The sequence below is a fragment of the Nonomuraea sp. NPDC050383 genome (assembly GCF_044459125.1).
Taxonomy (GTDB): domain Bacteria; phylum Actinomycetota; class Actinomycetes; order Streptosporangiales; family Streptosporangiaceae; genus Nonomuraea.
In genome coordinates, this window is the sequence record NZ_JBITIP010000023.1 from 92,215 (window position 1) to 104,947 (window position 12,733).

Consider the following 12,733-nt stretch of genomic DNA (forward strand, 5'->3'; position numbering starts at 1 on the left):
CCTCAGGCGGCGGGCCCGCACCACCGGGTGAGGGCTTCGGCGAGGCCGGCGTTGTCGCCGCGGTCGCCGGCCCAGGCGAGGTAGCCGTCGGGACGGACGAGCATGCACCTCGCCGCAGCTGAAGCCTCGGCCGGGGCGACGTGGTCGACGCGGTCGCTCCACCCCGCCGGCGGGCCGAGGCGGGCGACGAGCACGAACCTCCCGCGGCGCAGCGCCTCGTACAACCTGCCCGGCGCGCCGCCGGCGAGCGCGAGGTCGGGGACGCGTCGTCCCACCCACGCGTGGGCGCCGTCCGGCGCGGGGTAGCGGACCGCGATGCCGGAGAGCATGTTGAGCGCCACCGCGCGGCGCAGCGGCCGGATGTTCATGACGGCGCCGCTGACCTGGTTGCGCACCGCGCGCGCCACCGGCGAGCGCAGCAGCGCCAACCGGGTGAGGAGGCCGCTGGTGCGCAGGACGGTCCGGCCCACGGGGTGCCGCTCGGCCTCGTAGCTCTCCAGCAGCCCGGCCGGGGCCCGGCCCCGAACGGCCGCCGCCAGCTTCCAGCTCAGGTTGGCGGCGTCCTGCAGGCCGGTGTTCATGCCCTGGCCGCCGGCGGGCGCGTGCACGTGCGCGGCGTCGCCGGCGATGAACACCCGGCCCGCGCGGTAGCGGGTGGCCTGCCGTTCCTCGCTGTGGAAGCGCGACATCCAGCGCGGATCGTGCATGCCGAAGTCGGTGCCGTAACACGCGCGGGTCAGCCGCTTCAGCTCCTCGAAGTCGACGGGGACGTCGTCCGGGAGGTCGCCGTTCGCGTGGTCGCGGCCGATGATGCGGTACCAGCCGTCGCCGAACGGGGCGATGAACACGAAGCCCTGGCGAACGCCGTTGACCGACAGCAGCTCCCGGGGCTTCTCCGTCAGCCTGACGTCGGCGAGCATCACCGAGCGGGCGACGGCGTGGCCGGGGAAGTCGATGCCGGCGGCCTCGCGCACGGTGCTGTGCCTGCCGTCGGCGCCGACCACGTACGACGCCCGCAGGGTGCGCGTGTCCCCGTCGAGCGCGCGGACGCGCACGGTGACGCCTTCGCCGTCCTGCTCCACGCCGGTGACCTCGTGCCCGGACAGCAACTCGGCGCCGTTGCCGAGGGCGCGTCGCATCAGCAACCGCTCGATCTCGTACTGCGGGGTGACGAGCATGTACGGGTGCCGGCCCGGCAGGTCGGTCATGCCGATCACGACGTGGTCCCAGATCAGCAGGCCCGGGACCGTGGTGCCGCCGGCGAGAGCCTGGTCGGCCAGGCCACGCATGTCGAGGAGCTCCAGGGTGCGCGCGTGCACGGCGAAGGCCCGCGAGAGCGGCGACTCGCCGGTACGGCGCTCGACCACGGTCACGCGCACCCCGGCGCCGGCCAGGTCTCCGGCGAGCAGGAGCCCTGCCGGGCCGGCTCCGACGATGATGATGTCCGCGTTCATGATGCTTCCTCCGTGAAGGGGATCGCCCTGAGGAACAGGGCCACGTGCACGTCGACGTCCAGCGCCTCGGGGGGCCGCCCGACCGAGGGAGCGACGAGCAGAACCTGCAGCAGCGCGTGGGTCACCAGGGGTGAGACCAGCAGGAGTGCCGCGGCGTCCAGATCGACGTCGTCGATGAGCCCGGCCTCGCGGGCGGCCGCCAGCAGACCTCTCGCGCCGGCCAGCGCCCGCTCGGGGACGGCGTTCCGGAACGTCTCGCCGACGTGCGGCAACCTGGGCGTCTCGGCGATGACGATGCGAGCCAGCTCCATGTACTCGCGGTCCATGAGTCCGGCCAGGAGCCGGCGGGCGAAGACGTACAGCGCGCTCTCCAGGGCGGCCCTCGACGCGACGGCCGGAGCCGCCTCCGGCGGGTCCTCCGTGGTGGTGATCAGGTGTTCGAGCACGTCGGCGAGGACCGCCTCCTTGCTCGGGTAACGCGTGTAGAGGGTCTCCTTGGACACCCCCGCCTCCTTGGCCAGGGCCGCCGTGCTCACCTGGGCGAAACCGTGCCGGAGGAACAGCGTCTTCGCCGCCGTCCGGATCTGGCGGACCTTGGCGTCCTCTTGCTCCATCCGAGCCTCTCTCCCTTGCCGAACCGTACCGTACGGTTCGACCGTACTCCGGACTGCTCGCCATCACAAGGCCGGATCGCACGCCGGGCCCGGGACCCAGCGGTCCCCGGCCGGTCAGCGGGCGGGCGCGACCAGGCCGGCGTCGTAGGCGGCGATGACGAGCTGGACCCGGTCGCGGGCGCCGAGCTTGGCGAGCAGGCTGGCCACATGCGCCTTGGCGGTGCCGGGGCTGATGTGCAGGTGCGCCGCGATCTCGGCGTTGGACAGGCCGCGCCCGACCAGGGTGAGCACCTCGCGTTCGCGCCCGGTCACACCGCCGAGATCCCGCGAGCCCGGCGTGGAGGGGGGCCGGGCGGCGAACTCCCCGATGAGGCGGCGGGTGACGCCGGGCGCGATCAGGGCGTCCCCGGCCGCGACCACGCGGACGGCCGCCAGGATGTCCTCCAGCGCCATGTCCTTGACCAGGAAGCCGCTGGCCCCGGCCCGCAGGGCGGCGTAGACGTTGTCGTCGTCGTCGAAGGTGGTCAGGATGACGACCCGGGGGGCCGGCTCGCCGGTTGTGATCATCTGGGTGGCCTCGATGCCGTCCATGCCGGGCATGCGGATGTCCATCAGCACCACGTCGGGGCGCAGCTCCCTGGCCAGCCGCACGGCCTGGGCGCCGGTCCCGGCCTCCCCGACGACGTCCGCGTCCGGCGTCCCGGCGATGACCGTGCGCAGCCCGGCGCGGATGAGCGGCTGGTCGTCGGCCAGCACGACCCGGATCGTCACCGCACCCCCTCGGCGCTCGTCATCGCGCCCGGCGCGTGGTCGTCGTCGGGCCTGTCCGGGACGGGCAGCCGGGCGGCGACCCGGAAGCCGCCTCCGGGCCGTGGGCCGGCGCTGAGGTCGCCGTCCAGCAGCGCGACGCGCTCCCGCATCCCGGCGATGCCGTACCCGCCGCCGGCCGGGGCCGCGGGGGCGGGGCCGTGCCCGTCGTCGACGATCTCGACGCGCAGCTCCTCGTCGCGGAAGTCGATCGACACCGCGCAGCGGGCGACGCCCGCGTGCCGGACCACGTTGGTCACCGCCTCCTGGACGATGCGGAACGCGGACCGGTCGACGGCGGCCGGCAGCGGGCGGCGTTGGCCGCTCCAGCGCACGTCCACGCGGACACCGGCGGCGGCGGTCATGGCCACGACCGCGTCGAGGTCCGCCAGCCCCGCGAACGGCGCCGGCTCCGCGGGCCGCGGCTCCGGCCGGCGCAGCACGCCGAGCAGGCTCCGCAGCCCTCTCAGGGTCTCGCGGCTGGTGGTCTCGATCGCGGTCAGCGCCTCGCGGGCCTTCGCCGGCTCGGCGTCCATCACCCTGGCGCCCGCGCCGGCCTGGATGGCGATGACGCCGATGCTGTGGGCGACCATGTCGTGCAGCTCACGGGCGATGCGCAGCCGCTCCGCCGTGACCGCCTCGGCGGTGGCGTGCGCGCGCAGCGCCCGGCCGTACTCGCGCCGCTGGCGGATCGAGGTGCCCGCCAGCCAGGCGACCAGGACGCCCAGGGCGAGCACGAGCGTCAGCCCGACGAAACCCGGCGCGAGGGCGCGGTGGCCGCCGCGCCACAGGTCGAACTGCCAGGCCACCTGCTGGACCGCCAGCGCGGCGACCGCGGCGACGACGCCGGCCCGGCGTGCGCGTCCGGCCGTGACCAGGCCGGTCAGGATGTCGGCGGCCAGGAACACCGGCCAGATCCGATCGGCCATGACCCCCGCGGCCGTCGCGACGGGGATCTCGGCCAGCAGCACCGCGAGCACCGCCGACGGCCGGCGCCGCGACCCGGCCAGGGGCAGCGCCATGACGGCGGCCGCGGCCGCCGCGGCGGGGGCCTCCGGGTGGACGTCCCGGTCCTGGTTCAGCAGCGTGACGAACAGCACGAGGGCGAAGACCGCCACCGCGCACCAGGTGAGCGCCGTCCACGCGCCCGGCGGCAGCCGCTGCGTCAGAGGCGGGCGGGGCGGGTCGTGATGCACGCGGTCGATCGTAGCCACCGCCTGCCGGCCGGGCATCGGCCCAGGGGCGTACGCCCGCGGGCCACCTTCGTCGCGCCGGAACGGGCCCGTGGCCCGATGCCGCGGGAAGGCCGCCCACGGCAGCGTTGACGACGTGATCGAAGTCAATGGACTGACCAAGCGCTACGGAGGCGTGACGGCCGTGAACGACCTGACGTTCACGGTGCGGCCCGGGCACGTCACCGGGTTCCTCGGCCCGAACGGCGCCGGCAAGAGCACCACGATGCGCATGATCCTCGGCCTGAACCGGCCCACCGCCGGAACCGCCACCATCGGCGGCCGCCCCTTCAGGCGGCACGGCGCCGGGCTGCGCCACGCCGGCGCGCTGCTGGACGCGGGCGACGTGCACCCGGGGCGCGGCGCCGCCGCGCACCTGTCGGCGCTGGCCCGCGGCAACGGCCTGCCCCGCCGCCGGGTGGCCGAGGTGCTGCGGGAGGTGGGGCTGGAGGGCGTGGCGCGCCGCCGTGTCGGCGGGTTCTCCCTCGGCATGCGGCAGCGGCTCGGCATCGCCGCCGCCCTGCTGGGCGACCCGCCCGTGCTGCTGTTCGACGAGCCGGTCAACGGCCTCGACCCCGAGGGCGTGCGCTGGGTACGCGGCCTGTTCCGGCGGCTGGCCGACGAGGGCCGCACCGTCCTCGTCTCCAGCCACCTGATGAGCGAGATGGAGAACACCGCCGACCGCCTCGTCGTCATCGGCCGGGGAGAGCTGATCGCCGAGGAGAGCCTGGCCGAGTTCGCGGCGCGCGGCGCCCGCGACCGCGTGACCGTGCGCACCCCGGACCCCGCCCGGCTCGCCGCCGTACTGACCCGTGAGGGCGCCACCCTCCTGCCGGGCGCGGACGTGCTCACGGTGACGGGGATGGGCGCCGCGCGGGTCGGCGAGCTCGCCCACCGGGACGGCATCGTGCTCCACGAGCTGGTCCCGCGCGCCGCGTCGCTGGAGGAGGCGTTCATGGAGCTGACCGCTGGCCACGCCGAGTACCTCGCCGGTGACCGCCGATGACCTCCGGAGCCTCCGGCGCGCCGCGTGCCCGCCTGCGTGACCTGCTCGCGTCGGAGTGGATCAAGCTGTGGTCGCTGCGGTCCACCCGCTGGGTCCTCGGGCTCGGCACGCTGGCCGTCATCGGCCTGGCCGCGCAGTCGAGCCTCGAGACGTACGACGCGTGGCCGGCCTTCACCCCGATGGAGAAGGCCATGTTCGACCCGATGACCGAGGCCTTCAGCGGCCTGGCCGGGGTCATGGTGATGATCGGCGCGGGCGCCGTGGGCGCCCTGACGATCGCCGGGGAGTACGCCTCCGGCCTGATCCGCGGCACGTTCACCGCGGTCCCGGCCCGCCACCGCGTGGTCGTGGCCAAGGTGGCCGTCACGGCGGGCGTCATGCTCGCCACTGGCGCGGTCGCGGTGACGGCCGCGTTCGGCGTGAGCCAGGCCATCCTGTCCGGCAGGGGCGTCGCCGCCGCGCTCGGCGATCCCGGCGTCGCCCGCGTCCTCACGGCGAACGCGCTGCTCGCGCCCGTGTCGGCGCTGGTCGGCATGGGCATCGGCGCGCTGCTGCGGCACACCGCGGCGACCGTCGTCACGGTCTGCGCCGTGCTGGTCGTCCTGCCGATGTTCTTCAAGCCGACCGTGCACCAGTGGGCCAACGACCTGTACGCCCTGTTCCCCTTCTACGTCTGGCGTACCTGCCTGTCGCTGGTGGCGCCCCGCGACAGCCCCGCCCTGCCCACGGTCACGGGCTCGTGGCTCGTCTTCGCGCTGTGGCCGCTGGTGGCGGCGGCCGTGACCCTGCTCGTCGTCCACCGCCGGGACGTCTGAACGCCCTCCGACCCTCAACCGATCGTCCTTCGACGAGACCCTCCGACGAGAGAGAGACCATGCGACAGCACCACGCCCAGGAGCCCGCCCGTCGTGCCCGCCGGCCGCGCCTGGCGGCGGCCGTTCCCCTGGCGGTGGCGGCCTGCGTCATGACAGCCTGCGTCGTGACCGCCGCCGCACCGGCGGCACCCGCCCTCGCCGCCCCCGTTCCCGCGGCTGCCCCAGCGGCCGGGCCCGTCTCGGCCGTGCGCCTCGAACTGCCCCGGCCGACCGGCCCGTACGCGGTCGGCCGCGACACGCTGCACCTCGTGGACGAGGACCGCAAGGACCCCTGGGTGCCGCAGGACGGCCCGCGGCAGCTCATGGTGTCGATGTACTACCCCGCCCGGTCCGACGCCGGCCCCTCCGCGCCGTACATGAGCGTGGCGGAGGCCGAGTCGCTGCTGCGGCGCAAGGCCCCCGGCGTCTCCATCCCGCCCGAGACGGTCAGCGCCACCCGCACCCACGCCCACACCGGCGCCGCCCCGAAGCACGGCCGGTTCCCGCTGGTGGTGCTCTCCCCCGGTCTGGGGTTGCCGCGCGCCAGCCTCACCTTCCTGGCCGAGGAGCTGGCCTCCCGCGGGTACGTCGTCGCGCTGGTGGACCACGCCTACGAGTCCTCCGGCACGACGTTCCCCGACGGGCGTACCCTCACCTGCGCCCCGCTCTGCGACCAGCCCAAACCGCCGGAGGGCGGGCAGGCGGCCATCACGAAGAGCCGCACCCTGGACGTCTCCTTCGTCATCGACGAGCTGACCGGCCGGCGACCGGCGTGGAAGAAGGCCGCGATGATCGCCCCCGGGCGGATCGGCATGGCCGGGCACTCGCTCGGCGGCGACGCGAGCGCGGCCACCATGGCGGCCGACAAGCGCGTGCGGGCCGGGGTGAACCTGGACGGCACCTTCCATCCCGCGATCCCCGCCGGCGCCCTCGGCGGCCGACCCTTCCTGCTGATGGGCAGCCAGGACGACCACGTTCCCGGCAAGGACGACACCTGGGACGCGAGCTGGCCCCACATGGACGGCTGGAAGCGCTGGCTCACGGTCGCCCACACCGACCACACCGCCTTCACCGACCTGGCCCTCCTGCAGCAGGCGGCCGGCACGTCCGCGCCCGGTGCCCTGTCCCCGCAGCGCTCCCTGCAGATCACCCGGGCCTACGTCGGCGCCTTCTTCGACCTGCACCTGAAGAGGAGGAAGCAGCCGCTGCTCGACGGGCCTGCCGGCGCCGACCCGGAGGTCGCCTTCCACACCCCCTGACCTCACCGGACGGCTCCAGCCGCTCAGCCGGCATGCTCGGCCGCCCACGCGCCGAGGCCCTCCTCCGTGAGGACGTGGTCGAGCGCGGTCGCCGCCGCCCCGTGCAGCGCGCCGTCCCCTCCGAGGGCGGCGGCCACCACGGGCGGCGGCTCCGCGCGGCGGAACCGCATCAGCCCGTCGGCCAGAGCCGCCGCGAACTCCTCCTCGGCGGCGGCCCGCAGCGGCTCGGCGAACCCGCCGAGCGTGACGATGCCCGGGTCGAACGCGTTGATCAGCCCGGCGAGGCCCCGCCCGAACCCGCCCGCCGCGCGTCCCACCGCCGACCGCACCGCCGCGTCGTGCTCCGCCCTGGCCAGGGCCGCCTGGGCGTAGCTGCGGGGGTCGCCGGGCGGCGGCTCTCCCAGGTGGCGGGCGATGGCCCGGCCGTCGACCGCGAGGTCCCAGCAGCCCAGGGCCCCGCAGGGGCAGCGCAGCGCGGGGTCGCCGAGCGGCAGGTGGCCGAACTCGCCGCCGGCTCCGGTCGCCCCCTGGACCGGCAGGCCGTCCACGACCAGGGTCCCGCCCACGCCGACCTCGATCGTGACGTGCAGCGCCGTACCCGCCCCGGCGGCGGCGCCGTAACGCGCCTCGGCGGCGCCCGCGAGCGTCGCGTCGTTGCCGACCAGCAGCGGCAGGCCCGGTACGGGCGCCAGCGCGGTGAGGTCCACCGCGTCCCAGCCCAGCGTCGCCGACTGCACGACCCCGCCGTCGCGCACGGTCGCGGCGACCGCCACGGCCACGGCACGGACGCGGTCACCGAGCCGGGCGTGGACCCGGCCCACCGCGTCGGCGATCGTGCCGATCACGCGGTCCGGATCGCGGCTGCCGTGCCTGCCCCGCTCGGCGACGCGCGGCGTGCCGTCGAGCTCCGCGACCGCGCACCGCCAGTCCTCCTGGCGGAGGTCCACGGCGATGACGACCGGGCCGTGCGGGTGCGGATGGAGCACGGTCGTCGGACGGCCCCGCCCGGAGGCGGCGGCCGGGCTCTCGGCGAGCAGCGCCAGGTCGCGCAGCCGGGCGGTGATCTCGGTGGCCGATCCGGTGGACAGGCCGAGCCGCCGGGCCACGACCGCCCGGGTGACGCCCGGCCCTCGGCGCATCTCGTCCAGGACGGCCAGCGCGCCACGCCACCGGGCGTCCCGCGCTCGTACGGAGGGGGCGCGGACGGGCCGGCCGCGACCGGCGGGGCTTGCCATGGGCGGTGGTGCCTCCTTTATCCTCGTTTGACGAGTTTAACGTGAGGAGACCCCGTGCGGCGACGACCACCGGATCCCGGCCCACTCCGAACAGCATGCCCTGACGGCACCCCACCGGGCCCCTGCATCGCCCCGGCGGACCGATGACCGGCTTCCGGGACGACACAGACCTCCCGGACGAACAGCGGCTTCCCGCCGGGCAACCGCCCACCGGCCGGCCGGACGTGGCTCACCCGGGCGCGGGCCGAGCGGACATCGGTGGAGCGGACATCGGTGGAGCGGGCACCCGGCGGACCGTGCGGCAGGTCGCGCTGGCGCAGGTGGCGCTCGGGTTCACCATCAACAGTCTCGGCGCGTGCCTGGTGCTGCTGGCGCGCGACCTGGACACGCCCGCCGGGGAGCTGGCGTGGCTGTCGTCGTCGTTCGGGGCGGGTCTGCTCGTCGTGGGGGCCGCCGGGCGGTGGGCGCTCAGGCGGGGCCCGCAGCGGGCGCTGCTCGGCGCGGCCCTCGTCGCCGCCGCCGGGGCCGCGCTGCTCGCGACGGCGCCCACCGCCCCGACGGCGGCGGCCGGAGCGCTCCTGCTCGGGCTGGGGGCGGCGGGCCTGGTGCTGGTCACACCCGCGCTGCTGAGCGGTCCGGACGCGGCGGCCCGGTTGACCCGCGCCAACGCCGCCGCCAGCGTCAGCGCCCTGCTCGGCCCGCTCGCCATCGGCACCCTCGACGCCCTCAGCGGCCCGGGCCGCCTCGGCGGGCTCGGCGGTTCCGGCGGGCTCGGCGGTTCCGGCGGGCTCGCCGTGAACGGCCGGCTCGCGCTGCTGCTGGCGGTTCCGCCGCTGCTGTTCCTCGCGGCCGACGCCTGGCGACGTGGACGGCCGCCCCGTGACGCGCCCGGCCCGCGACGTGACACCACGGCCGGCGGCGAACCTTCGACCCGCGGGTCAGGCGGCAGGCCGGGCGGTGGAGCGGAGTGTTTCGCGCCGGGGCGGGGGCGGGTGGTGAAGGCGTGGGCCGTGATCGTGGTGGCCGTGTCCATGGAGTTCTGCTTCACGATCTGGGGCACGGTCCGGCTGCAGGTCACCGGGCTGGCCCCGGGGACCGCCGCCGCGGCGGCCACCGCGTTCCTGGTGGGGATGGCCGCCGGTCGGCTGGTGGCGCCGCGGCTGCTCGCCCGCGACCTGCCGGTCGTCCCCCTGGGGTGCGGCCTCACGGCGGCCGGGACGCTCGCGGTCTCCCTCACCGACGCGCCCCTGCCGGTCGCGGCGGGGCTCGTGGTGGCCGGTCTGGGCATCGCGCCGTTCTACCCGGTGACGCTGGCACGGCTGGTCCAGGTGCCGGGGCTCACGGTGGCGCGGTCGTCGGCGTACGGAGCACTCGCCTCCGGCACGGCGATCCTGGCCGCGCCCGCGGTGCTCGCCGCGATGGGGGCCGCGCTCGACCTGCGGGCGGCGTACCTGGTGACGGTGCTGCCCCTGGCGGCCGTGCTGGCCGTGGCCACCCTTCCCGCCGCGCGCGCCCGGCGGTGAGGGCGAGCAGGAAGGCGGCACGGTCCCGGTGATGGCCCGCCTCCGTCGCTCCCACGGTCCGGCCCGCGAGAGCACAGCATGACGGTGTGCCCGCCACCGGGACCCTGCCCCGTTTCGCCGCGCCGGTGCGGGTGTAACATCCCACTGTCCCTACCTGAATGTGGGAAGTCCCCCCGGTGCGTCGCCGAGCCGACGGAGGTCTGACCATGCCCGCGCCCGGAGCCTTCACCTGGGAGCCGAGCGAGCGCTGGGTGCGCGGCGTCCGCGGCGACGTCGTGGTCGTCGACAGCCGCGCTCCCGTGCTCGTCCGGGAGCCTGGCCGGCCGACGCCCCGCTACGCCTTCCCGGCCGGTGACGTGCGCACCGACCTGCTGCGCGCCGCCGAGGAACCGCCGGACGGCGCGCGCACCTTCTACGACCTCGCGGTCGGGGACGCCCTCGTGCGCAACGCCGCCTGGCGTTATCCCGAGCTGCCCGGCCACATCGCCTTCGCGTGGTTCGGGCATCCGGAGGTGGTGCTCGACCACTGGTACGAGGAGGACGAGGAGATCTTCGTGCACCCGCGGGACCCGTACAAGCGGGTGGACCCGATCCCCAGCTCCCGGCACGTCGTCGTCGAGATCGGCGGGCGGGTGGTCGCCGAGACGCGCAGCCCGGTGCTGCTGTTCGAGACCGGACTGGTGACCCGCTACTACATCCCGCCCGGCGACGTGCGGTTCGATCTGCTGGAGGCGACGGCGACGCGGACGCGGTGCCCGTACAAGGGGCTGGCCTCCTACTGGTCGCTCAAGGACGGGGGCGCGCCGCCCGACATCGCCTGGTCCTACCCCGACCCCGTGCCCGCGGCCTCGCCGATCCGGGGGTACGTGGCCTTCTACAACGAGGCCGTGGACATCGTCGTCGACGGCGTCAGGCAGGACCGCCCGGTCACCCCGTTCAGCAAGGGACCGAAGCGCTGACCACGACCGCGCCCGCCCGCCCTCCCGCCGGACGACGGGCGGGCGGCTCAGGCACGCCTGCGGATGGGCCGGCCCCACCAGCGCCCAACCATTCTGTCCCGTCGGTAGTCGAAGGACGATGAGGTCTGCACAGACGGGACAGGGGGCAGGAAGTGTTGCGCATCCACTTCACCAGCGAGGACCTGCGGCGTATTACTTTGGCCGAGGACACGGACCCGTTGTGGGACGTGTTGCTGAGCCTCCATGTGCTGCAGGAAGGCAGGGAGCTGACTTATGGCGAGTGGTGGCGGCGGACGCGGCAGGTGAAAGTCACCGATATGCGCCTGCTGCTGTCGTTGACGCCGCCTCAAGGATATTCACCGGACTTCCTGACACCGGGGCGCGGGGGCGACCCGCTGGAGGAGCAACTGGATCGGCTGCTTTCCACCCCCACACCACGGTTCCGCGAAGAGCTGAGCTATTTCAATGACAAGCAACCGAACTCCGCGTCGATCAGGGCACTGCTGGACGGAGGAGCTCCGATGCTCCGCCGGTTGGGCGATGCCATCACCGAGTACCACCATGCCGGAATAGCCCCGTACAAACGCATGCTGCGCCCGCACCTGCAGGCTGACCACGCCCGGCGGCTGCAGGCGCTCGCCGACGGCGGCGTCGATCGCCTGCTGAGCGAGCTTCATCCGGACGTGGTGTGGGAGCCACCGGTCCTCTGCGTGCTCGACTATGTGGAGCACGACGTGCACCTTGAGGGGCGCGGGATCGTTCTCCTGCCGTCGGCGTTCTGCCGCCGCCACCCGATCACGTTGCGGGACACCGATCTGCCGCCTCTGCTGTGCTTTCCCGTGCAGCCGCCCGTCGGCTGGCTTCCGCGCGTGCGAGCGGACGACGCGCCGGAACACGAACCGGTCGTGGCTCTGCTCGGGCGGACCCGCGCGTACGTCCTGGAGCAGGTCGCCCGGCCCACGACCACGACGGAGCTGGCCCAGCGCCTGGGCATCTCGCTGGCCATGGCGAGCCGGCACGCGGCGGTGTTACGCAATGCCGGCCTCGTCGATTCCAGGCGTGACGGCAACACCGTCTTCCATCACATCACCGCTCTCGGCAGGGCGTTGCTCAACGGCCGGTCGTTCTCCTGAGGTGCGGACACCGGGAGCGCTGATTGATGGAGATCCAGCGACAAGGAACTCCACGAGGTGATGAAGTCGTACCGCCGGAGTTCGATCCCGGCGGCGCGCCACCGCACCCTCCGTGCACGATCGGGCTCGACGGGTACGTCGCCGCGACCGACCTGGTCGCCAAGCTCGGCGTCTCCGCAACACCGTACGGCGACACATGCGCAGGCTGGCCGGCGACGGCCTGGTCAGGGCGGTAGGGGGGTGGGACCGTGTGCGTTACCGGGAGGGCCGGCGGTCCCCCGACGACAGCCCGTGCAGGTACCGCAGCCGCAACACCTCGCTGATCTGCGGAGCCTGCGTCCTCGGGCCGGCAGAATGGCCGAGAATCGCTTGCGCTCGCCCGTGACCGCATCGACGCGCTTGTCGTTGATCCCGGGAGCGGCGACCTCGATCGCGCCGGCGCGGTGAGAATCTCGCGCGGCTGGTGACAGCCGATAAGAACCACCAGGTGGCGGCCGTTCTCGTCGCGCTCGTCGACGAACGCGGCGATGTAGGCGTTCATCTCAGCCTGCAACGCCGCGGCCAGCGTCTTGCGGGCGCCCTCGCGGACGACCTGATCGAGCAGCGAAGACGACGCGGGCGCCGGACTGTTGTCGTCAGCGGGCGGCTAGGGCACCA

At 74.9% G+C, this 12,733-nt stretch carries 11 protein-coding genes and 1 pseudogene; 6 read left to right on the forward strand and 6 right to left on the reverse strand.

Annotated elements, in window-relative coordinates:
• Positions 1–2 precede the first annotated feature (2 nt).
• The 4 genes from ACIBG4_RS37325 to ACIBG4_RS37340 all read right to left on the reverse strand — a co-directional run bounded on the left by ACIBG4_RS37325 (position 3) and on the right by ACIBG4_RS37340 (position 4,071).
• Entirely contained in the window at positions 3–1,454 is a 1,452-nt protein-coding gene (locus ACIBG4_RS37325; RefSeq protein ID WP_397206626.1) for an FAD-dependent monooxygenase, read from the reverse strand.
• Positions 1,451–2,068, reverse strand: a complete 618-nt coding sequence (locus ACIBG4_RS37330; protein ID WP_397206628.1) for a TetR/AcrR family transcriptional regulator — start codon at positions 2,066–2,068, stop codon at positions 1,451–1,453. Before ACIBG4_RS37330 ends, ACIBG4_RS37325 begins: the two co-directional genes overlap by 4 nt.
• Positions 2,069–2,182: 114 nt before the next feature.
• Positions 2,183–2,839 carry a response regulator gene (locus tag ACIBG4_RS37335; protein WP_397206630.1) on the reverse strand — a complete coding sequence of 219 codons (657 nt, stop codon included), beginning with the start codon at positions 2,837–2,839 and terminating at the stop codon, positions 2,183–2,185.
• A complete protein-coding gene (locus tag ACIBG4_RS37340) occupies positions 2,836–4,071 on the reverse strand; it encodes a sensor histidine kinase (protein WP_397206632.1) in 1,236 nt (411 codons plus the stop codon). Before ACIBG4_RS37340 ends, ACIBG4_RS37335 begins: the two co-directional genes overlap by 4 nt.
• 133 nt (positions 4,072–4,204) lie before the next feature.
• Here ACIBG4_RS37340 and ACIBG4_RS37345 point away from each other — a divergent pair, with 133 nt between their 5' ends.
• The 3 genes from ACIBG4_RS37345 to ACIBG4_RS37355 are packed head-to-tail and all read left to right on the forward strand — an operon-like array spanning position 4,205 to position 7,226.
• On the forward strand, positions 4,205–5,113 hold the full coding sequence (locus tag ACIBG4_RS37345; RefSeq protein WP_397206634.1) for an ABC transporter ATP-binding protein: 909 nt from the start codon (positions 4,205–4,207) through the stop codon (positions 5,111–5,113).
• On the forward strand, positions 5,110–5,928 hold the full coding sequence (locus ACIBG4_RS37350) for an ABC transporter permease subunit (RefSeq protein ID WP_397206636.1): 819 nt from the start codon (positions 5,110–5,112) through the stop codon (positions 5,926–5,928). Before ACIBG4_RS37345 ends, ACIBG4_RS37350 begins: the two co-directional genes overlap by 4 nt.
• A 59-nt stretch (positions 5,929–5,987) precedes the next feature.
• Positions 5,988–7,226: an alpha/beta hydrolase family protein gene (locus ACIBG4_RS37355; RefSeq protein ID WP_397206638.1), complete on the forward strand. Its 1,239-nt coding sequence runs from the start codon at positions 5,988–5,990 to the stop codon at positions 7,224–7,226.
• A 23-nt stretch (positions 7,227–7,249) separates the two neighbouring features.
• Here the strand turns inward: ACIBG4_RS37355 and ACIBG4_RS37360 are convergent, their stop codons facing one another.
• Entirely contained in the window at positions 7,250–8,461 is a 1,212-nt protein-coding gene (locus ACIBG4_RS37360; protein ID WP_397206640.1) for an ROK family transcriptional regulator, read from the reverse strand.
• Positions 8,462–8,757: 296 nt separating this feature from the next.
• Between ACIBG4_RS37360 and ACIBG4_RS37365 the strand changes: the two genes are divergently transcribed.
• The 3 genes from ACIBG4_RS37365 (at position 8,758) to ACIBG4_RS37375 (ending at position 12,076) form a co-directional block, all read left to right on the forward strand.
• Positions 8,758–9,984 (forward strand): MFS transporter, encoded by a 1,227-nt coding sequence (locus tag ACIBG4_RS37365; protein WP_397206642.1) that lies wholly within the window; start codon positions 8,758–8,760, stop codon positions 9,982–9,984.
• 206 nt (positions 9,985–10,190) lie between these two features.
• Complete coding sequence (locus ACIBG4_RS37370) at positions 10,191–10,943, forward strand: DUF427 domain-containing protein (RefSeq protein WP_397206644.1); 753 nt, start codon at positions 10,191–10,193, stop codon at positions 10,941–10,943.
• A gap of 152 nt (positions 10,944–11,095) precedes the next feature.
• The gene (locus ACIBG4_RS37375) at positions 11,096–12,076 is read left to right on the forward strand and encodes an ArsR/SmtB family transcription factor (protein WP_397206646.1); all 981 of its coding nucleotides are present in this window, start codon (positions 11,096–11,098) and stop codon (positions 12,074–12,076) included.
• 261 nt (positions 12,077–12,337) lie between these two features.
• Here ACIBG4_RS37375 and ACIBG4_RS37380 read toward each other — a convergent pair.
• Positions 12,338–12,680: pseudogene (locus tag ACIBG4_RS37380) on the reverse strand (IS256 family transposase); the annotation flags it as partial.
• Positions 12,681–12,733 lie beyond the last annotated feature (53 nt).

Coding starts and splice junctions, on each gene's coding strand:
- ACIBG4_RS37360 (WP_397206640.1), bottom strand. CDS start 8,461: ATGGCAAGCCCCGCCGGTCGCGGCCGGCCCGTCCGCGCCCCCTCCGTA.
- ACIBG4_RS37325 (WP_397206626.1), bottom strand. CDS start 1,454: ATGAACGCGGACATCATCATCGTCGGAGCCGGCCCGGCAGGGCTCCTG.
- ACIBG4_RS37355 (WP_397206638.1), top strand. CDS start 5,988: ATGCGACAGCACCACGCCCAGGAGCCCGCCCGTCGTGCCCGCCGGCCG.
- ACIBG4_RS37330 (WP_397206628.1), bottom strand. CDS start 2,068: ATGGAGCAAGAGGACGCCAAGGTCCGCCAGATCCGGACGGCGGCGAAG.
- ACIBG4_RS37370 (WP_397206644.1), top strand. CDS start 10,191: ATGCCCGCGCCCGGAGCCTTCACCTGGGAGCCGAGCGAGCGCTGGGTG.
- ACIBG4_RS37350 (WP_397206636.1), top strand. CDS start 5,110: ATGACCTCCGGAGCCTCCGGCGCGCCGCGTGCCCGCCTGCGTGACCTG.